17 protein-coding genes are annotated in these 21,507 nt (G+C 60.4%); 6 read left to right on the plus strand and 11 right to left on the minus strand.

The window, feature by feature from the left end:
* Positions 1-36: 36 nt before the first annotated feature.
* The 11 genes from EH206_RS01620 to speB all read right to left on the minus strand — a co-directional run bounded on the left by EH206_RS01620 (position 37) and on the right by speB (position 10,496).
* A complete protein-coding gene (locus EH206_RS01620) occupies positions 37-1,755 on the minus strand; it encodes a sensor histidine kinase (RefSeq protein ID WP_040343593.1) in 1,719 nt (572 codons plus the stop codon).
* 122 nt (positions 1,756-1,877) lie between these two features.
* A complete protein-coding gene (gene ureG / locus EH206_RS01625) occupies positions 1,878-2,510 on the minus strand; it encodes an urease accessory protein UreG (protein ID WP_009111088.1) in 633 nt (210 codons plus the stop codon).
* 8 nt (positions 2,511-2,518) lie between these two features.
* Positions 2,519-3,202, minus strand: a complete 684-nt coding sequence (locus EH206_RS01630) for an urease accessory protein UreF (RefSeq protein ID WP_342774595.1) — start codon at positions 3,200-3,202, stop codon at positions 2,519-2,521.
* A gap of 56 nt (positions 3,203-3,258) precedes the next feature.
* The gene (ureE, locus tag EH206_RS01635) at positions 3,259-3,723 is read right to left on the minus strand and encodes an urease accessory protein UreE (RefSeq protein ID WP_009111090.1); all 465 of its coding nucleotides are present in this window, start codon (positions 3,721-3,723) and stop codon (positions 3,259-3,261) included.
* 9 nt (positions 3,724-3,732) lie between these two features.
* Positions 3,733-5,436 (minus strand): urease subunit alpha, encoded by a 1,704-nt coding sequence (gene ureC, locus EH206_RS01640; protein WP_009111091.1) that lies wholly within the window; start codon positions 5,434-5,436, stop codon positions 3,733-3,735.
* Positions 5,429-5,752 carry an urease subunit beta gene (locus tag EH206_RS01645; RefSeq protein ID WP_009111092.1) on the minus strand — a complete coding sequence of 108 codons (324 nt, stop codon included), beginning with the start codon at positions 5,750-5,752 and terminating at the stop codon, positions 5,429-5,431. Before EH206_RS01645 ends, ureC begins: the two co-directional genes overlap by 8 nt.
* 10 nt (positions 5,753-5,762) lie before the next feature.
* Complete coding sequence (locus EH206_RS01650; protein WP_009111093.1) at positions 5,763-6,065, minus strand: urease subunit gamma; 303 nt, start codon at positions 6,063-6,065, stop codon at positions 5,763-5,765.
* Positions 6,066-6,080: 15 nt separating this feature from the next.
* Positions 6,081-6,923: an urease accessory protein UreD gene (locus EH206_RS01655; RefSeq protein ID WP_009111094.1), complete on the minus strand. Its 843-nt coding sequence runs from the start codon at positions 6,921-6,923 to the stop codon at positions 6,081-6,083.
* 138 nt (positions 6,924-7,061) lie between these two features.
* Entirely contained in the window at positions 7,062-8,594 is a 1,533-nt protein-coding gene (locus EH206_RS01660) for an amino acid ABC transporter permease/ATP-binding protein (protein ID WP_009111095.1), read from the minus strand.
* A gap of 43 nt (positions 8,595-8,637) precedes the next feature.
* Positions 8,638-9,471, minus strand: coding sequence for a transporter substrate-binding domain-containing protein (locus EH206_RS01665; protein ID WP_009111096.1), 834 nt, complete (start codon positions 9,469-9,471; stop codon positions 8,638-8,640).
* 74 nt (positions 9,472-9,545) lie between these two features.
* Complete coding sequence (gene speB / locus EH206_RS01670) at positions 9,546-10,496, minus strand: agmatinase (protein WP_009111097.1); 951 nt, start codon at positions 10,494-10,496, stop codon at positions 9,546-9,548.
* A 171-nt stretch (positions 10,497-10,667) separates the two neighbouring features.
* Between speB and EH206_RS01675 the strand changes: the two genes are divergently transcribed.
* The 6 genes from EH206_RS01675 (at position 10,668) to glgP (ending at position 21,432) form a co-directional block, all read left to right on the plus strand.
* Positions 10,668-11,576 carry a LysR family transcriptional regulator gene (locus tag EH206_RS01675; RefSeq protein ID WP_009111098.1) on the plus strand — a complete coding sequence of 303 codons (909 nt, stop codon included), beginning with the start codon at positions 10,668-10,670 and terminating at the stop codon, positions 11,574-11,576.
* A 437-nt stretch (positions 11,577-12,013) separates the two neighbouring features.
* Entirely contained in the window at positions 12,014-14,191 is a 2,178-nt protein-coding gene (gene glgB, locus EH206_RS01680; protein ID WP_009111099.1) for a 1,4-alpha-glucan branching enzyme, read from the plus strand.
* The gene (gene glgX / locus EH206_RS01685; protein WP_009111100.1) at positions 14,192-16,162 is read left to right on the plus strand and encodes a glycogen debranching protein GlgX; all 1,971 of its coding nucleotides are present in this window, start codon (positions 14,192-14,194) and stop codon (positions 16,160-16,162) included.
* A 16-nt stretch (positions 16,163-16,178) separates the two neighbouring features.
* Positions 16,179-17,459 (plus strand): glucose-1-phosphate adenylyltransferase, encoded by a 1,281-nt coding sequence (glgC, locus tag EH206_RS01690; protein ID WP_009111101.1) that lies wholly within the window; start codon positions 16,179-16,181, stop codon positions 17,457-17,459.
* Positions 17,460-17,522: 63 nt separating this feature from the next.
* Positions 17,523-18,956, plus strand: a complete 1,434-nt coding sequence (gene glgA, locus EH206_RS01695; protein ID WP_009111102.1) for a glycogen synthase GlgA — start codon at positions 17,523-17,525, stop codon at positions 18,954-18,956.
* A gap of 28 nt (positions 18,957-18,984) precedes the next feature.
* On the plus strand, positions 18,985-21,432 hold the full coding sequence (gene glgP / locus EH206_RS01700; RefSeq protein ID WP_009111103.1) for a glycogen phosphorylase: 2,448 nt from the start codon (positions 18,985-18,987) through the stop codon (positions 21,430-21,432).
* Positions 21,433-21,507: the final 75 nt, after the last annotated feature.

Below are 21,507 nucleotides of genomic sequence, written 5' to 3' on the forward strand. Positions count from 1 at the left end.
GTGAGACGAAGGGGAAGCAGGAATAGCGGCCAGTTCTCAGGCCGCATCGCCGATATGCGCCAATTCCTTGCGCGGTGAAATAAACGGTACGCGCACTTCCACCCGGGTAAATCTGTCGGCCTTACAGACCACGGTGAGGCCGAAACGGTTGCCGTAGCGGGCCTTGATGCGCCGGTCCACCAGATTCATCCCCAGACCATCTCCGCCGCGAGGCGGTTGATACATGCCGGCGTTGTCTTCCACCGTCAGCTCCAGCGTATTGGCATGCAGACGTCCGCTGATGCGAATATGACCGACGTCGATCATCTGCGAAATACCGTGCTTGATGGCGTTTTCGACAATCGGTTGCAGGGAAAAGGCGGGCAGCCGCGCTTCCAGTAGCTCATCCGGCAGGGATATATCCACCGTCAGATGATCGGCGAAGCGCGCTTTCTCAATCTCCAGATAGGAATTCACGTGTTCCAGTTCGTCGTTGAGCGAGACCTCATCGTTGCTGCGCTTGAGGTTTTTACGGAAAAAGGTCGATAGCGATAGCACCAGCTGGCGGGCGTGAGCGGGATCGCGGCGTATTACCGCCGACAGCGTATTCAGCGCGTTAAACAGGAAATGCGGGTTCACCTGCGCGTGCAATAGCTTGATTTCCGACTGTACCAGCAATTGCTTTTGCCGTTCGAAGCGCCCGGCCAGAATCTGCGCGGAGAGCAGATGGGCGATCCCTTCCCCCAGCGTACGGTTGATGCTGGAAAACAGCTTGTTTTTGGGCTCATACAGCTTAATGGTGCCGATTACGCGCTGTTCTTCGCCCCGCAGCGGGATCACCAGCGTCGATCCCAGTTTGCAGCTCGGTGAAATGGAGCAGGTGTAAGGCATTTCATTGCCATCGGCGTAGACCACCTGATTCTTCTCGATCGCCCGATGGGTGTGGCGCGAGGTGATCGGCGAGTCTACGGTATGGTGATCGTCCCCCAGGCCGATAAACGCCAGCAATTTTTCACGGTCGGTAATGGCGACGGCCCCAACGCCCAGCTCTTCATACAGAATGCGGGCCACGCGCATACTGTTTTGCTGGTTGAATCCCTGTCGCAGCGCCCCTTCGGCGCGGGCGGCGATTTGCAGCGCCTTGGCGGAAAAGGCCGACGTGTACTTTTCGAAAATGGCGCGCCGGTCGAGCAGAATACGCATAAACATCGCCGCGCCGACGGTGTTGGTGATCATCATCGGCAGGGCGATGTCCTGCACCAGCTCCACGGCATCGGCAAAAGGGCGCGCCACCAGCAGAATAATGGCCATTTGCAGGATTTCCGCCGCCAGCGTGGTCAAGGCCACCACCGAGGGCTGAAACAACAGGTCGATGCGGTTGCGCTGCGTCAGATAGCGGTGCAGCAGCCCGCCCATCAGGCCTTCCGCAATGGTGGAGAGCATACAGGCCAGCGCCGTCATCCCTCCCATGGAGTAGCGGTGGAGCCCGCCGGTCAGCCCCACCAGAAAACCGACCGACGGCCCGCCCAGCATGCCGCCCAGCACCGCGCCGGTGGCGCGGGTATTGGCAATGGAATCATCGATATGCAGGCCGAAATAGGTGCCCATGATGCAGAACATGGAGAAAACCAGATAGCACACCAGCTTATGGGGCAGGCGGATGGTGACCTGCATCAGCGGAATAAATAACGGCGTTTTACTTAACAGATAAGCGATAACCAGATAAACGCACATCTGTTGCAGTAAAGAGAGGATTAAGTCGACTTGGCTGATCATAAGAAAATACGCCTTGCTGCCCAAGCGCAGCATTGTAGCGCGTTATCCGCAACAGGAATACCGATCGCGCTCTGTGAGAAATAAACCGACGCCGCCAATCGGTTCCCGTTGCTAAACGTTCTTTATGATTGGCTGTTTTTTACCGTCAGCATGCCTTCCGTTTCAAGGAAACGGATGATGGCTTGCAGTCCGTCGCCGGTCTTCAGATTGGTGAACGTCCAGGGGCGCTGCGGACGCATGCGATTGGTGTCGCGCTCCATCACCTCCAGCGACGCGCCGACGTAGGGCGCCAGATCGGTTTTGTTGATCACCAGAAAATCCGAGCGGGTGATGCCCGGTCCGCCCTTGCGCGGGATTTTCTCGCCTTCGGCCACGTCGATGACGTAAATGGTCAGATCGGCCAGCTCCGGGCTGAAGGTGGCGCTCAGGTTATCGCCGCCGCTTTCCACGAACACTATGTCCAGATCGCCGAAGCGGCGCGCCAGATCTTCGACGGCCGCCAGATTCATGGAGGCGTCCTCACGGATGGCGGTATGCGGGCAGCCGCCGGTTTCCACGCCGATGATGCGTTCCGGCGCCAGCGCGCCGGCTTCGGTCAGAATGCGCTGGTCTTCTTTGGTGTAGATATCGTTGGTCACCACCGCGAGCTGCCAGGCGTCGCGCATGGCCTTGCACAGCGCTTCCAGCAGCGCGGTTTTCCCCGACCCGACCGGGCCGCCGACGCCGACGCGCAGCGGTTGTTTGTAATCCGTCATAGTGCCTCTCAGGAACGAAAAAGTCTGGTGTACTGTGTTTCATGGCGGGCGGAGGCGATCGCCGCCAGCGGCAGCCCCGCGCCCATATCGTCATCTTGCAGCGCCAGCGCGGCCGGCAGCAGCGCCGTCAGCTGTTCGCCCAGCTCCAGCAGCAGGTTCTGCGCGGCCTGCTGGCCGAACGGCACCAGCTTCACGCCGGCCATGACCGCGCCTTCCAGCCAGCCGTAGCCGTAGGCCAGTGCCAGCTCCGGCAGCGGGAGCGACCAGCGCGGCCCTAGCCAGGCCATGCCGCACAGCTGGCTGCTCGCCAGCGTATCACGCCACTCGGCGTCGAGTTCCTGCGCGAATCCCCAACCGGCGAGAATGCGCATAAACGCCTGGCCGCGCTGGCGCTCCTCCGCCCGCAGTTCGCTGGTTTCGCGTCCGGCCAGCAGCAGGTCGCGCCACTGGCGCAGCGCGGATGCGTCGTGCCGTTCGCAGGCATGGTACAGGCGCTGTAATAACGGCCAGTCGAAGCGCGCCAGCGTGTGGGTCATTTGCTGGCGCTGCCAGCGGCGAAAGCTCTCTTCATCATGCACCCAGCCCGCTTCCACCGCCCACTCCAGCCCTTGCGAATAGGTGAACCCGCCGACCGGCAGGGTGGCGCTGGCCAGTTGCAGCAGGCGCGGCAGACGTAAGGAGGCGTGCATCATGCTTCCCATGTCGCGAATAACGCGCTTTTCTTTATGCCTTTCATGCGCGCCGGCCGTTAATGATGCGCATGGTGATGGTGGCCGTGCGCATGCGGCGCGGCCTGATAGGCCCCGCTTTCCGGTTCGAAGGGCGCCATGACCACGCGCACCTCAAGCCCCAACTGGCGCACCATGTCGTCCAGCACGTGGTCGTGGTGATAGCGCACCAGTCCCTTTGCTATCTGCAACGGAACGTGGCGGTTGCCGAGGTGATAACAGGCTCTGGCGAGCAGCAGCGGATCGGCGCATTCCGCCTGCGATACCTGCTCTTCGGCGGCGATCACGCGCACAATTTCCTGCCCCGCGTCGTCGCCGAGCAGGTCGCCGCCGCGAATCAACTGACCGCGATCCAGCATCAGTCCCGCTTCCCGCCCGTCGTCCAGGGTAATTCTGGCGCGGCTTTTCAGCCGGGTCGCCAGATCCAGCGTGGCGGTCGCCGTCGCCGTTTCAGCCTGGTCCAGGCGTTGTGTGAGTAGCTTCATCAACCTTCCTTAAAACAGAAAATAGCGCTGCGCCAGCGGCAGTTCGGTCGCCGGTTCGCAGGTCAGCCGTTCGCCGTTGGCGCTGACTTCATAGGTTTGCGAATCGACCTGAATATCCGGCAGCGCGTCGTTGTGCACCATGTCGCTTTTGCGCACCGTGCGGCACTGGCGCGCCACCCCGATCGGGCTTTGCAGCCGCAGCGCGCCGGCGACGTCGGCTTCGGCCGCCGCCTGGGAAAGAAACGTTATGCGCGTCTGATGGCGCGCCGCGCCCAGCGCGCCGAACATTGGGCGATAGTGTACCGGCTGCGGCGTGGGGATAGAGGCGTTGATGTCTCCCATCGGCGCGCTGGCGATCATGCCGCCCTTGACGATCAGCGCGGGCTTCACGCCGAAAAACGCCGGCGACCACAGCACCAAATCCGCCAGCTTGCCCGCTTCGACCGAACCGACTTCGTGCGCGATGCCGTGGGTGATGGCCGGGTTAATGGTGTATTTGGCGATATAGCGCTTGACGCGAAAGTTGTCGTTGCGTTCGCTGTCTTCCGGCAGCGCGCCGCGCTGTATCTTCATCTTGTGCGCTACCTGCCAGGTGCGCAGCACCACTTCGCCCACCCGGCCCATGGCCTGGGAATCCGACGACGTCATGGAGAACGCGCCGATATCGTGCAGGATGTCTTCGGCGGCGATGGTTTCCCGGCGAATACGCGATTCGGCGAACGCGACGTCCTCCGGAATGTTGGGGTCGAGATGGTGGCAGACCATCAGCATATCGAGATGCTCGTCCACGGTGTTGACGGTGTAGGGCAGCGTGGGGTTGGTGGACGAAGGCAGCACGTTCGGCCGGGCGCAGGCGGTGATGATGTCCGGCGCATGGCCGCCGCCGGCGCCTTCGGTATGGAAGGTGTGGATCGCGCGGTCGCCGATGGCGCGCAGCGTATCCTCAACGAAACCGGCTTCGTTCAGCGTATCGGTGTGAATGGCGACCTGCACGTCCATCTCTTCCGCCACGCTCAGGCAGCAGTCGATCGCCGCGGGCGTCGACCCCCAGTCTTCGTGCAGTTTCAGTCCGATAACGCCCGCCGCCACCTGTTCGCGCAGCGCGTCCGGGCTTGACGTGTTGCCCTTACCCAACAGGCCGATGTTTACCGGCAGCGCGTCGGCCGCCTGTAGCATGCGCGCGATATACCACGGGCCGGGGGTGCAGGTGGTGGCGTTAGTGCCGGTCGCCGGGCCGGTGCCGCCGCCGATCATGGTGGTTACGCCGGAGGTCAGCGCTTCCTCCGCCTGCTGCGGGCAGATGAAATGAATGTGCGAATCGATGCCGCCGGCGGTGACGATCTTGCCTTCCGCCGCAATGATTTCCGTCGCCGCCCCGATGGGGATATCCACGTCCGGCTGAATATCCGGATTGCCCGCCTTGCCGATGGCCCGAATGCGGCCCTCTTTGATGCCGATATCCGCCTTTACAATGCCCCAGTGGTCGATAATCAGCGCGTTGGTCAGCACCAGATCCATCGCCTCGTCCGCCGGCATCTGGCCTTGCCCCATGCCGTCGCGGATCACCTTGCCGCCGCCGAACTTGACCTCTTCGCCGTAGACGGTGAGATCCCGTTCCACTTCCACCCACAGCGCGGTATCGGCGAGTCGCACCCGATCGCCCACGGTGGGGCCGAACATATCGGCGTATGCCTGCCGGGAAATGCTAGTCATCGCGTTGTCCATCCAGTTTGCCCATCACCTCGCCGCGCAGGCCGAAGACCTGACGCCTGCCGGCCAGCGCCACCAGCGTCACCTCCCGCGCCTGGCCCGGTTCAAAACGCACGGCGGTGCCGGCCGCGATATCCAGCCGGTAGCCGCGCGTCATGGCGCGATCGAACGCCAGCGCGGGATTGACCTCATAAAAATGGTAGTGCGAGCCGACCTGGATCGGCCGGTCGCCGTGATTTTCGACCACGACGCTGACGCGCTTTCGCCCCGCATTCAGTTCTATGCGGCCGTCGGCGACCTGTATTTCACCTGGGATCATGCTCAGGCCCTCACTCAATCGGATTGTGTACGGTGACGAGCTTGGTGCCGTCCGGAAAGGTGGCCTCCACCTGCACGTCGGTAATCAGTTCGGCGATGCCGTCCATCACCTGATCGCGCGTGAGGATGTGCCGCCCGAACTCCATCAGTTCGGCCACGCTTTTGCCATCCCGCGCGCCCTCCATAACGGCCGCGCCGATCAGCGCCACCGCTTCGGGATAGTTGAGGCGCAGACCGCGCGCCAGGCGGCGTTCGGCCACCAGACCGGCGGTAAACAGCAGCAGCTTGTCTTTTTCTCTGTGGGTGAGTTCCAAAATCGTTTCCTCAATTCACGTAGACCATATTCTCGGCGGCAGCGGCGGCAGCCCGACGATGGCGCCGCGCAGGCCGAACCAGAGCGCCTGCTGGAGGGATTGCATCTGCCGGTTGTCGCCGGCCAGCATTCTGACGACCAGCAATCCGTCCAGCAGCGTGGCCCCGGCGGGCAGGGCGCTGGACGCCAGCAGCGCGCGCGCCTTTTCCAGCGTTTCCGGCCCGGCGGGCGTCATCAGCATGGTGCCGACCAGCGCGTGTCCGGCAAGACAGTCGAGATCGCCGTCGAGAATGCGCAGCGTTTCATGCAGCGTCAGCGCGCCGTCGCGCAGCACGCGCAGCCGCGTTTTCAGTTCGCCGCTGGCAAAGATTTCCCGCATTACGGGACGGCCGAGACAGAAGGTTTCCCAGGCGATCAGCCGGGCGTCGTTCTCAAGGTGAAAGCAGGTGTCCGCCTGCGCTCTGGCCCCGGGAAAGACAATCGTGTCCTGCGGCAACCATTCCAGACAACTGCCGGACGCCAGACGAAACGTCTGTTGCAGACGCGCGGTTTCGCCCGCGCTGCGATAAAACTTGGTCGCTCCCGGCGTGGTGATCAGCGCCCGCGCTTCCGGCGCCAGACAGATTTCGACGCCGAGCCGGTCGCCGCCCACCACGCCGCCCGGAGGATGCAGCAGGTACACATGGCAGGTTTCGCCCTCGGGATAAAATGGCCGCTGGATCAGCAACGGCCCGCTATGGCGGCGTTCGGCGACCACGGTGCGCCCCGACTGGCGGCGCAGTCCGAGGTAAAGGGACGCGCGCCAGCCCGCCGGCGTCTTATCCGCGGTGATGGTAGTGCCGTTGTCGCTGCTGAACATGTAAATACGCCTAAATATTGTGAACGCGCTATGCCGACGCATACGCTTCTTCAAAACACCGCTATCTATTTGGCATGGCGGGAGAAACGATCAGTAATATTTTTTTCTTATGGCTAGACCGGTCCATGCCGGCAAAGGTCAATGGGCGGCGTCATAAACGCCCATAAACTGCCGGATGCGCCGTAGCGCTGGGTCCGTCCCGCCCGCGCGGATCGCCGCCGGCGACGCGTCCGCCTGAATGTCGCCGTGTTCCATCAGCACCACCCGGTCGGAAATCGCCAGCGCGAAGTCCATCTCATGCGTGACGATCAGCATGGTCATGCCTTCCTGAGCCAGGGAACCGATCACTTTCAGCACCTCGCCCACCAGTTCCGGGTCGAGCGCCGACGTCGGTTCGTCGAACAGCATGATATCCGGCGACAGCGCCAGAGCGCGGGCGATGGCCACGCGCTGCTGCTGGCCGCCGGATAGCTGGTGCGGATATTTTTCCGCATGGGCCAGCAGCCCGACCTTATCCAGCAGGTAGAGCGCCTGCGCGCGCCGCGTGGCGTTGTCGCCGGGCCGACCGTGGTAGCGCGGCGCCAGCATCACGTTTTGCAAAATGGTGTAGTGGGGAAACAGGTTGAAGCTCTGAAATACCATGCCGATGCGCCGGATGCCGCGCCGCAGGGCCTCGTTCTCCCGCGGGCCGCCCGCGACGATAAATTCCTCGCCGAACAGGATGATTTCGCCGCGATCGAGGTTTTCCAGCCCGTTGACGGTACGGATCAGCGAGGTTTTACCCGAACCCGACGGACCGATGATGCTGATCGCTTCGCCGGGCGCCACCGTCAGATGAATGCCTTTAAGTACCTGATGCCGGCCGTAGGCCTTATGGATATTTTTCAGCAGCAGCGCGTTAGGCTCGCCGGGGCGCGCCGACGGCTGGCGGAACACCGGGGCGATCGCCTGCCGCCGCAGCGCGGCCAGCGCGCTTTCCGCCAGCGTGTCCGGCGCGCGCGCCTGAACGTTAACCCGCCGCTCCAGCCACTGAAACAGCAGGGTAAACAGGGATACGATCAGAATGTAGTACGCCGCCACCGCGGCCAGCGTCTCCATCACCAGAAAATTTTCCGCGTACAGGCGCTGGCCGGTCATCAGCAGTTCCGGCAGGGAGATGACCGATACCAGCGACGTCTGTTTGACGATGGTGACGAATTCGTTGACCAGCGCCGGGAGCGAAATGCGCAGCGCCTGCGGGATCACCACCAGCCGCTGTACGCCGAGAAAGCGGACGCCGAGCGCGTGCCCGGCCTCATGCTGCCCTTTCGCCACGGAGAGCAGACCGCCGCGGTGAATTTCGGACATGTAGGCGGTTTCCACCAGTACGGTGGCGACCAGCCCGGCGAAAAAGGCGTTGCCGAGCACTGCGCCGGTGGCCGGCAGCATTTGCGGCAGGTTGTAGACGAATACCACCAGCACCAGCAGCGGCACGCTGCGGAACAGCCAGATATAGACCTGACACGCGCCGCGCAGCCAGAGGGGGCCGGACTGGCGGGCGCTGGCGACGATAAAGCCCAATATCAGGCCGATGAGCCAGGACAGGATGCTCAGCTCCACCACGGTGACGCTGGCTTGCCAGAACGCCCGCATGGAAAACAGCGAGAAAAAGTAGGTCCAGTCGAAAATCATAGCGGCCAAAACTCCCTGAGCTGATAAAACCTGATGTCGCGCGTTAACGCGCGGCGGTGTCGGTGATGCCGTAAGGCCGGTATTTTTCCAGCAGGGCGGCGTATTCGCCGTTATCGCGGATCGTTTGCAGCGCGGTTTTCAGATCGTTCAGCAGCGCCTGATTGCCCTTTTTCACGTAGATGCCCAGCGTCTGCGGATAAATGATCTGCGGCGAACTGATTATCGCCCGGCCGTGGCTGCGCTCGGCGAACATGCGCGCCGCGCCCGCCATCTCGACCTGCGCCTGAATATGGCCCGCCAGCAGCGCCTGCAAGGTTTCCGGCGCGGTAGGGTATTCCTTGACGGCGATGGGCTGTTTGCCGTTGGGCAGACAGTCGTCGGCGGAGAGTTGCCGCAGCTGCTTCACCCAGACGGAGCCCTGTTGCAGGCCGACGGCCAGGCCGCACAGCGCTTTTTCATCCTGCGGCGCGGCCTTGCCGTCGCGGCGCGTCAGAATGTAGGCGCCGGTATCGGCGTATGGGATGGCGTCCGCCTGCGCGGTGCGGTCGGCGGTGACGTACAGGGCGGAAATCACCGCGTCGTGTTTGGCGGCGTTCAGCCCGAGGATCAGTCCGGAAAACTGCGTGTCGGTCAACGCCAGCCGGGTGCCCAGGTGTTTATTGAGCAGGGCGGCGAGCTCGGCGTCAAAGCCGACGACCTGCCCGTCCTGCCAGGATTCGAACGGCGGGTAGGCCACTTCGATGCCCACCTTGAACACGCCCGGCGTCAGCGTGGGGGGAACGGCTGCGGCATGAGATGACGACAGGACGTTTGCGCCCAGCGTCAGGGCAAATAGAGCGGCGACGCGCAGTCGGCGCCTAACAATGAATGATTTCATGGCGGTGCTCCCGTGAGTAGGTCGTAAGTTGATGTTTGATGGCGAACCGGCAACGCAAACGCCGCGGCGCCTGCTCATCGCTGCGCCACTCCCGGCAGTACGCACAGCATTTCGTACAGCAGGTTGGCGCCCATCTGGGCGGTCATGCCGCTGATGTCATAGGGCGGCGAGACCTCAACCAGATCGCAGCCCACCAGATTGAGCCCCTGGCAGCCGCGCACAATCTCCAGTCCCTGCATCGAGGTCAATCCGCCCACTTCCGGCGTACCGGTGCCGGGCGCCCAGGCCGGATCGAGGCTGTCGATATCGTAAGAAAGGTATACCGGCCCGTCGCCCATCCGGGCGCGCACTTCCGCCATCAATGGCGTCAGGCTGCGGTGCCAGCACTGCTCGGCCGGGATCAGGCGAAAGCCCTGATCGATGCCCCACTGGAAATCTTCGCTGGTATAGCCCTGCGCCCGCTGGCCGATTTGCACCACGCGCCGGCAGTCCAGCAGGCCTTCTTCCACCGCCCGGCGGAACGTGGTGCCGTGGGCGATCTTTTCGCCGAACATCTCATCGTTGGTATCCGTATGGGCGTCCACGTGGATTAGCCCTACCGGGCCGTGCTTCTTCGTCAACGCGCGCAGGATCGGCAGCGTGATGGTATGGTCGCCGCCCAGCGTCAGCGGGATCAGCGGCCAGTCGTTGAGCGCGGTGTAGTAGTCTTCGATGATGTCCACCGACTTCAGCAGGCTGTAGGTGTTGATCGGCACATCGCCCAGATCGCCCACCTGCAGAGAGTCGAACGGCGCGGCGCCGGTCGCCATGTTGTAGGGGCGGATCATCACGGATTCACTGCGGATATGGCGCGGCCCGTAGCGGGCGCCGGCGCGCTGGGACGCGCCGATATCCAGCGGAATGCCGATAAAGGCGGCGTCCAGCCCTGCGGGGCTGTCGCTGTAGGGCAGACGCATCATGGTGGCGCGTCCGGCGAAACGCGGCATTTCGTTGCCGCCCTGAGGCTGCTGATACTGTTTTTCCATTGTCACTGTTTCCCACCTCGACTGCGGCCGGATATGCGCCGGCCACGCGCCGGACACGAATTAGCGGGAAAATAGTGCGGTAGACGACGGGTGGGGAAAAATAGCAGAATACAAAAAATCAGTTCAGTAATTAGAAAACTAATCGTCTCTCTTCCTTGCGGAAACAATGTGATGTCCATTGGAAAACTGCCTAATCTGCGCTTGCTGTATATTTTCACCGTCGTGGCGAAACATCAGGGGTATGCCCGCGCCCAGCAGGAGCTTAACCTGACTATTTCCGCCATCAGCAACTACATGAGCGAATTGGAAGAGAAGCTGGGATTCGTACTCTGCCAGCGCGGCCGGGGCGGTTTCGCGCTGACCCTCAAAGGCGAGGCGTTTTTGCAGCAGACGCTGTATCTAATGAACAATCTGGAAAATTTCGATCGCTATACCGCCACGCTACAGGGAGAACAGGGCGGGACTTTGCGCCTAGGCGTACTTGACGCCACGGTCACCGATCCGGTGCTCTCCATCGCCGACGCCATCGGCCGCTTCAGCGACCGGTTTCCTTTGGTGCACATCAATCTGCAAATCAAAAGCCCGCATGCGCTGTTGCAGGGCATTCTGGATAACGAGCTGGATGTGGCGGTAGGCAATTTTCCGCTACAGGGCAACAGCGTGATCGCCCACCCGCTGTACCGCGAACAGCATTGGCTGTATTGCAGCGACCAGCACGAGCTGTTCGGGGTGGCGCATCCCGAAGCGTCGCATGTCGCCCAGATGCGTATGGTGACGCGCAGCTACTGGAGCTCGTCGGATTTGGGCAAACGGGGTTTCAAGCAGAGCACCGCCACCGTGGAAAGCATGGAGGCGCAGCTGTTGTTGATCCTGTCGGGAAAATATATCGGCTATTTGCCTGAGCACTATGCGTTGCCCTGGGTGCAGAGGCGGCGACTGCGCGCGCTGCTGCCCACCGACTATGGCTATCAGGCGCCGTTTTCGTTGATCTTCCGCCGCGGGCGCAGCAAAGAAGTATTGATTCGCGCGATACGCGACCTGTTGCGTTCGGCCTCCAAAGCGCAGCGCGCCCGGCTGTGACCAAGGAAAGCGCCTTAGCGGACGATGTGTTTCGGTTTTCAGACCGATAATGTTTCTAATATCTTAATTAGTAGGCAGTATTTAAATTTCTGCTTAAATAGCGCCGTTTTTCCTCTTGGTGCAAACAGTCTTTTAATCAATATGTGCTAAAGCCCTTTTTCCATAACTTATTTGTATAAATATAAAAGGAAAAATTGGGTAGGGTCTCAGATATTTGCTCATTCTTTGGCTACGCTGAATAATAGTTAGTTGTTATATGCATTATTTCACGCTGTAAATTATTTTTTTCGCGGGTGATTAATGTCTTATTTTTTCAATGCATTGTTTTTATTAATTTTATTTTTAAATGTTAATAAGGAGAAATATAACCGCATCATGGTGGGCTATTTACGTAACATATTTATTTAATTCAAATGGTTAATCAGAGGATGGATACCATGCCGGAGTTTTCTGATGCGATTAATTCACTTATTGCCGGGCATTATGCCGATCCATTTTCACTATTGGGAATGCACCAAAGCGCCAAAGGTCTTGAAGTACGGGCATTATTGCCCGATGCCCGGGAAGTATGGGTGGTGGAGGCCGATAACGGGCGTAAGGTAGCGCAGTTGGGGTGCGATGATGAGCGCGGTTTTTTTTCCGCCGTGCTGCCGCGCCGAAAAAAACCGTTTCACTACCGCCTGGCGGTGACCTGGCAACAGGAAACCTATCTGCTTGAAGATCCCTACCGTTTCGGGCCGCTGTTGCAGGATCTGGATATCTGGCTGCTGGCGGAAGGCACGCATCTGCGTCCGTATGAACGTCTGGGCGCGCATCTGACAACGCTGGATGGGGTGGAAGGAACGCGTTTTGCGGTCTGGGCGCCGAATGCGCGGCGCGTTTCCGTCGTCGGTCAGTTCAATTTCTGGGACGGTCGCCGCCATCCTATGCGTTTAAGAAAGGAGAACGGCATTTGGGAGCTGTTTCTGCCCGGCGTGACGCAGGGACAGCTGTATAAATATGAGATGATCGACCGCGGCGGCAACGTGCGTCTGAAGGCCGATCCCTACGCGTTTGAAGCGCAAATGCGCCCGGATACCGCTTCTCTGATTACCCCGTTGCCGGATAAGGTCCCCACCAGCGAAGCGAGGCGCCGGGCGAATGGCTTACAGGCGCCGATTTCCATTTATGAAGTTCATCTTGGCTCCTGGCGGCGGCATACGGATAACAATTTCTGGCTCAGCTATCAGGAACTGGCGGAGCAGCTTATCGCCTACGTCACGGAAATGGGCTTTACCCATATCGAACTGATGCCCATCAATGAACATCCGTTTGACGGCAGTTGGGGCTACCAGCCGCTCGGCCTGTATGCGCCGACGCGCCGCTTCGGCACGCCGCAGGAGTTCAGAAAATTTATCGACGCCTTTCATGAGGCGGGCATCAACGTGCTGCTGGACTGGGTGCCGGGGCATTTCCCCGGCGACGAATACGGTCTGGCGCAGTTCGACGGCACGGCGCTGTATGAATATGCCGATCCCAAGGAAGGCTACCATCAGGACTGGAATACCCTGATTTACAACTACGGCCGCCATGAGGTGCGCAATTATCTGGCGGGCAACGCCCTGTTCTGGATGGAGCACTACGGCATCGACGGGCTGCGGGTGGACGCGGTGGCGTCGATGATCTATCGCGACTACAGCCGTAACCAAGGGGAGTGGGTGCCGAACCACTACGGCGGAAAAGAGAATCTCGAAGCCATCTCCTTCCTGCGCTACACCAACCAGATGCTGGGCCATGCCGCGCCGGGCGCCATTACCCTCGCCGAGGAGTCGACGGATTATCCGGGGGTGACGCTCCCCCCCGACTGCAACGGTCTGGGGTTTCATTACAAGTGGAACCTGGGATGGATGCACGACACCTTGTCTTACATGCAGCTCGACCCGGTTCACCGCAAATACCACCACGACAGGTTGACGTTCGGCATGCTGTACGCCTACAGCGAAAACTTCGTCCTGCCGATTTCTCATGACGAAGTGGTGCACGGCAAGCGTTCGCTGCTTGACCGCATGCCCGGCGACGCCTGGCAGAAGTTCGCCAACCTGCGGGCGTACTTCGGTTTTATGTGGGCGTTTCCCGGTAAAAAACTGCTGTTTATGGGGTGCGAGTTCGCGCAGGGGCGCGAGTGGAATTACGACGCCAGCCTGGACTGGCATCTGCTGGACGAGCCGGAGGGCTGGCATCGCGGCGTGCAGCAGCTGGTGCGCGATCTCAACCACTGTTATCGCCAACGGCCGCCGCTGTATCAGCTGGATTTCCAGCCGCAGGGCTTCGAGTGGCTGGTGGTGGATGACCGGGAAAACTCGGTGTTCGCCTTTGTGCGGCGCGACGAGCAGGGCAATGAAATTCTGGTGGTGAGTAATTTTACCCCGGTGCCGCGCTACGGCTATCGCATCGGCATCAATCAGCCCGGCTGGTGGCGGGAGATAGTCAACACCGACTCCCATTATTACCACGGCGGCAATCTGGGCAATGACGGACCGGTGCACAGCGAAGATATCGGCAGCCACCAGCGGCCGCAGTCGCTGGTGCTGACCATTCCTCCATTGGCGACGCTGTATCTGGCGAGGGAGGCATGAATGGCGGTATTGCAAGCGGGCAGCCCCACCCCGCTGGGGGCGAGTTTTGACGGCGAAGGCGTTAATTTCGCGCTGTTTTCGGCTGATGCCGAACGGGTTGAACTCTGTCTTTTTGATGAGCGTCAGCAGGAACGGCGGCTGGAGTTAACCGCGCGCAGCGGCGATATCTGGCACGGCTATCTGCCCGGCGCGCAGCCGGGGTTACGCTATGGTTTCCGGGTGGACGGGCCTTTCGAACCGTCGCAAGGCTTACGCTTTAACCCGCATAAGCTGTTGCTTGACCCGTGCGCCCGTCGGCTGGACGGCTGGGTGGCGGACGACGACAGCCTGCAAGGCGGCGTCGACGCCCGCGACGAGCGCGACAGCGCGGCGGTGATGCCCAAGTGCGTGGTCGTCGCCGAGGACTATGACTGGCAGGGCGACCGCCATCCGCAGACGCCGTGGAGCCGGACTGTGATTTATGAAGCCCACGTGCGCGGGCTGACCCAGCTGCATCCCGCTATCCCGCAGGCGATCCGCGGCAGCTATGCCGCGCTGGGCCACCCGGCGATTATCGACTATCTGCAAACGCTGGGCGTCACCGCGCTGGAACTGCTGCCGGTCCAGCAGCACGCCGACGAACCGCGGCTACAGCGCCTGGGGCTGCGTAATTACTGGGGCTATAACGTGCTGCTGCCGTTCGCGGCGGATAACAGCCTGGCCGCCGGCGAGGACGCGCTCAACGAATTCCGCGATGCGGTGAAAGCTCTGCATAGCGCCGGTATCGAAGTCATTCTTGACGTGGTGTTTAACCACAGCGCCGAACTGGACGTGGAAGGGCCGACCCTTGCGCTGCGCGGCATCGATAACCGCAGCTATTACTGGCTGGGCGACCACGGCGAATACCACAACTGGACGGGCTGCGGCAACGTGCTGCGCCTTAACCATCCCGCGGTGGTCGACTGGGTGATGGACTGTCTGCGTTTCTGGCGCGAAACCTGCCGCGTCGACGGCTTCCGTTTCGATCTGGCGACGGTGCTGGGGCGCACGCCGGAATTCGACGCCGCGGCGCCGCTACTGACGGCGATGAAAAACGACCGCCGCCTTCAGGGCTGCAAGCTGATTGCCGAGCCGTGGGATCTGGGTCACGGCGGTTATCAACTGGGGCGTTTTCCGCCGCCGTTCGCCGAATGGAGCGATCGCTATCGCGACGATATGCGCCGCTTCTGGCTGCATGGCGATATCCCGCTCGGCGCGTTCGCCCGTCGTTTTGCCGCCTCCAGCGATATCTTCCAGCATCACGACCGCCTGCCTTATGCCTCGGTCAACAAGCTTACCGCCCACGACGGTTTTACCCTGCGCGACCTAGTCAGCTTTAACCATAAACATAATGAAGCGAACGGTGAAAACAACCGCGACGGCACCGACGGCAATTTCAGTCACAACCACGGAACCGAGGGACTGGACGCTGATGCCGACACGCAGCGCCGCCGCCATGCCAGCCGGCGGGCGCTGCTGACCACGCTGCTGTTGTCGCAGGGCACCCCCATGCTGCTGGCGGGGGATGAACAGGGGCACAGCCAGCAGGGCAACAACAACGCCTACTGTCAGGATAACGAACTGACCTGGCTGCACTGGGATGACGTTGACGAGGATCTGATCCGCTTTACCGCCGGGTTAATCCGCCTGCGCCGCGCCATACCGTCGTTGCGACAGGAGGCGTGGTGGCGGGAGGGGGATGGCGCGGTGCAATGGCTGGATATAAACGGGCAACCGTTGACCGCGCAGCAATGGGAGCAGGGGGAGCGCCAACTGCAGATTTTGCTTTCCGAACGCTGGCTGCTGCTGATTAACGCCGGCGCGCAGGCGGGAGATTTCACCCTGCCGCCGGGGCAGTGGCGGGTCTCTCCACCTTTTGATGACAACACATACCGGATTAACGATGGGGTATGGCAAGGGAATGCACCGGCGGTCTGTATCCTTACAAAATAATGAAAAGGAGTTAGCCATGGTGAGTAACGATAAAAACGATCCCCTGATGCTGGCAAGACAATTACCGCTTAAATCGGTGGCGTTAATTCTGGCGGGAGGCCGGGGAACGCGTTTAAAAGATCTGACGGCTTTGCGCGCCAAGCCCGCCGTTCATTTCGGCGGCAAATTCCGCATTATTGATTTCGCCTTGTCCAACTGTCTCAACTCCGGCATCCGGCGCATCGGGGTGATTACGCAATATCAGTCGCATACGCTGGTGCAGCATATTCAGCGCGGCTGGTCTTTCCTGAACGTGGAGATGAATGAGTTTATCGATCTGCTGCCGGCGCAGCAGCGCAACTCCGCCGCCGAACACTGGTATCGCGGCACCGCCGATGCGGTGTGTCAGAATCTGGATATCATCCGCCGTTATCGGGCGGAGTACGTGGTGATACTGGCGGGCGATCATATCTACAAGATGGATTATTCACGCATGCTGATCGACCATGTGGAAAAGGGGGCGGAATGCACCGTGGCCTGCCTGCCGGTGCCGCTGCGGGAAGCCAGCGCCTTCGGCGTGATGAGCGTGGACAGCCAGCTCCGCATCCTCGATTTCGCCGAAAAACCGGCGCAGCCGGTGCCGATGCCGGATAACCCGGATATGGCGCTGGCAAGCATGGGGATCTATGTTTTTAATGCCGACTACCTCTACCGACTGCTGGAAGAAGATCTCAGCGTGGCGGAATCCAACCATGATTTCGGTCAGGACCTGATCCCGAAAATTGTTTCCCAACGCGACGCCTGGGCCCATCCCTTTACCCTCTCCAGCGTCACCTCTGGCGATAGCGATCGCCCCTACTGGCGGGATGTCGGCACCCTGGAGGCGTACTGGCAGGCGAATCTCGATTTGGCGTCCGTTACGCCGGAACTGGATATGTACGACCGTAGCTGGCCGATTCGCTCGGCGATCGAGTCATTGCCGCCGGCGAAATTCGTTCAGGATCACTCCGGCAGCCACGGTATGACCATGAACTCGCTGGTTTCCGGCGGCTGCATTGTTTCCGGTTCGGTGGTAACGCACTCGGTGCTGTTTCCGCGCGTGCGGGTTAATTCGTTTTGCAGCATAGATTCAACGGTATTGTTGCCGGACGTGGTTGTCGGGCGCTCCTGTCGTTTGCGCCGCTGCGTCATCGACCGCGCCTGTCAGCTCCCGGAGGGCACCGTCATCGGCGAAAATGCGGAAGAAGACAGCCGCCGGTTTTATCGCTCGGAGGAAGGGATTGTGCTGGTGACGCGGGCGATGCTGGAAAAACGGTAATCGGGAAATCAAGCTCGCCATCTGTTTCCCGCGTAAAGTCATTGGGGCAAAACAGGAGTGACAATGCAGGTATTACATGTTTGTTCAGAGCTGTTTCCACTGTTGAAAACCGGTGGTCTGGCGGATGTGGTCGGGGCATTGCCGGCGGCGCAGATTGCGGCGGGCATGGATGTCCGGGTGATGCTGCCCGCCTTCCCCGCGCTGAAAAAAGGGATCGTCAATACGCAGGTGGTACGTGAACTGGATACGTTCGCCGGGCATGTCACCCTGCTGTTCGGCCATTTTAACGGCGTCGGAATTTATCTGATCGACGCCCCGACGCTGTATCAGCGCGCGGGCAGTCCCTATCACGACCCCGCGCTGTACGCCTATGCGGATAACTATTTACGCTTCGCGCTGCTGGGCTGGATGGGGAGTGAAGTGGCCTGCGGGCTGGATCATTACTGGCGGCCCGACATCGTGCATGCCCATGACTGGCATGCCGGATTGACCTGCGCCTATCTGGCCGCCCGCAACCGCCCGGCAAAATCGGTATTTACCGTCCATAATTTAGCCTATCAGGGGTTGTTTGACGCCCGGCATATGGCCGAGCTGCAACTGCCTGCGGATTTCTTTCAGGTTTATGGGCTGGAGTTCCATGGGCAGCTTTCCTATCTCAAGGCCGGGCTGTATTACGCGGATCACGTTACCACCGTCAGCCCGACCTATGCGCATGAAATCACCCTGCCCGAATACGGTTATGGTTTGGAAGGATTATTGAAAACCCGCGAGGAGGAGGGGCGTTTATCGGGCATTCTCAACGGGGTGGACGACGCCATCTGGAATCCGGCGTATGACTCCTTGCTGACCAGCCATTACAACCGGGACGTGCTGGCGAACAAGGCCGAGAATAAACGGCATCTGCAAACGGCGATGGGACTCAAAGTGGATGACAAAGCGCCGGTGTTCGCCATCGTCAGCCGCCTGACCAGCCAGAAAGGGCTGGATATTGCCTTGAGCGCGGTGCCCGATCTGCTGGACCAGGGAGGGCAACTGGTGGTATTGGGGGCGGGCGACGCCCAATTACAGGAGGGATTTCTGGCCGCCGCCGCCAAGTATCACGGTCAGGTCGGGGTGCAGATTGGTTATCACGAAGCCTTTTCTCACCGCATCATCGGCGGGGCGGACGTCATTATGGTTCCCAGCCGGTTTGAGCCCTGCGGGTTAACGCAGCTCTACGGGCTGAAATACGGCACCTTGCCGCTGGTGCGCCGTACCGGGGGGCTGGCGGATACGGTGGCGGATTGTTCGCTGGAAAATCTGGCGGATGGCCTGGCGAGCGGCTTTGTGTTTAACGATAGCAATGTCGGGTCGTTATCCCGGGCGATCCGTCGGGTGTTTGTACTATGGTCGCGCCCGACGCTGTGGCGTTATGTGCAGCGTCAGGCGATGGCGATGGATTTTAGTTGGCAGGTCGCCGCTCAGGCTTATCGTACGTTATATCAACGCTTGTGGTAATCACTACGCTTACTTGGGAATGAATATTATGAACACGCCGTTTACTTATACTGCACCAACGCTCAGTGTAGAAGCGTTGAAACATTCCATCGCTTACAAGCTGATGTTCGCCGTGGGCAAAGATCCGGCCATCGCCACCAAGCATGACTGGCTGAACGCCACGCTGCTGGCGGTGCGCGACCGTATGGTGGAGCGCTGGCTGCGTTCCAACCGGGCGCAGCTGTCGCAGGATGTCCGCCAGGTCTATTACCTTTCCATGGAGTTTTTGCTCGGGCGCACGCTGTCAAATGCGTTGCTGGCGATGGGGCTGTATGATGATTTAAACGCCGCGCTGGACGGTATGGGGCTGGAGCTGGACGACCTGTTGCAGGAAGAGAACGATCCCGGTCTGGGCAACGGCGGATTGGGGCGGCTGGCGGCCTGTTTTCTGGATTCGCTGGCCACTCTGGCGCTGCCGGGGCGGGGCTACGGCATCCGTTATGAATACGGCATGTTCAAACAGAACATCGTCAACGGGCAGCAGGCCGAATCGCCGGACTACTGGCTGGAGTATGGCAACTCGTGGGAGTTCCCCCGCCACAGCACCCGCTACAAAGTACGTTTCGGCGGACGGATTCAGCAGGAAGGCACCAAAGCCCGCTGGCTGGAAACCGAAGAGATTATCGCCTGCGCTTACGACCAGATCATTCCCGGTTTCGATACGGATGCGACCAACACCCTGCGTTTGTGGAGCGCGCAGGCCAGTAATGAAATCAACCTGGGCAAGTTTAATCAGGGCGACTATTTCGCGGCGGTGGAGGATAAAAACCATTCGGAAAACGTATCCCGGGTGCTTTATCCCGATGATTCAACCTATTCGGGGCGCGAACTGCGCCTGCGTCAGGAGTATTTCCTGGTTTCCGCCACGGTGCAGGACATCCTTAACCGCCACTGGATGATGCATAAAACCTACGACAATCTGGCGGAGAAGTTCGCCATCCACCTGAATGATACCCACCCGGTGCTGGCGATCCCGGAATTGATGAGGCTGCTGATCGACGATCACAAATTCAAATGGCAGGCCGCCTGGGAGGTGGTCACCAAAGTCTTTTCCTATACCAACCACACCCTGATGCAGGAAGCGCTGGAAACCTGGCCGGTGGATATGCTGGGCAAGATCCTGCCGCGCCACCTGCAATTGATTTTCGAGATTAACGAGCATTTTCTGGAGTACGTCCAGGAGCAGTTCCCCGGCGACAATGAGCTGTTGGCGAGGGTTTCCATTATTGAGGAAACCAACGGGCGCAGAGTCCGCATGGCCTGGCTGGCGGTGGTGGCGAGCCATAAAGTGAACGGGGTGTCGGAGCTGCATTCGGACCTGATGGTGCAGTCGCTGTTCGCAGACTTCGCGCGTCTGTTTCCCGACCGCTTCTGCAACAAGACCAATGGGGTTACGCCGCGGCGCTGGCTGGCGCTGGCCAACCGCCCGCTGGCCAAGGTGCTGGACGATACCATCGGGCAGAGCTGGCGCACCGATCTCAGCCAACTGAGCGAACTGAAACCGCATATCGACTATCCGGCGTTTGTGCAGAAGATCCGTCAGGCCAAGCTGGAGAATAAACAGCGGCTGGCGCTTTATATCGCGGAAAACCTGAATATCGAGGTGAACCCGGAGGCGTTGTTCGACGTACAGATTAAGCGGATCCACGAATACAAACGGCAACTGCTCAACGTGCTGCATATCATCACGCTGTATAACCGACTTAAGGACGATCCGGGGGTGGATCGCGTGCCGCGCGTGGCGATTTTTGCCGGCAAGGCGGCCTCCGCCTACTATATGGCGAAGCATATCATCAATCTGATCAATGACGTCGCTCAGGTGATCAACAACGATCCCGCGCTGCACGATCGGCTGAAGGTGGTGTTTATTCCCAACTACGGCGTCAGCCTGGCGCAGATCATCATCCCGGCGGCGGATCTCTCCGAGCAGATCTCGCTGGCGGGCACCGAAGCCTCCGGCACCAGCAATATGAAATTCGCGCTTAATGGCGCGCTGACCATCGGTACGCTGGACGGCGCGAACGTCGAAATGCAGGAACATATCGGCGAAGAAAACATATTTATCTTCGGCAATACCGCCGATCAGGTGGACGCGCTGCGTCAAAACGGTTACAACCCGCGTGAATATTACGATAAGGATGAAGAACTGCACCGGGTGCTGACGCAAATCGCCACCGGCGTTTTCAGCCCGGATGACGCCAGACGCTACAGCGACCTGTTTGATTCGCTGGTGAACTTTGGTGACTACTACCAGCTGCTGGCGGACTACCGCAGCTATGTGGATACGCAGGCCCGGGTGGACGAGCTATACCGCAACGTTGACGAATGGACGCGCTGCACGGCGCATAATATCGCCAGCATGGGCTATTTTTCTTCCGATAGAACCATCCGCGAGTACGCCGAGGAAATCTGGAATATCAAGCCGATACGGCTGTAGCGGTTGATTGGCGAGCGCTGGCGTTCCAGCGCTAAATTTTTTGGCAATGTCCGCGCTTGCCGCCGCCGCGTAGCG

This window comes from Brenneria nigrifluens DSM 30175 = ATCC 13028, assembly GCF_005484965.1.
Classification (GTDB): domain Bacteria; phylum Pseudomonadota; class Gammaproteobacteria; order Enterobacterales; family Enterobacteriaceae; genus Brenneria; species Brenneria nigrifluens.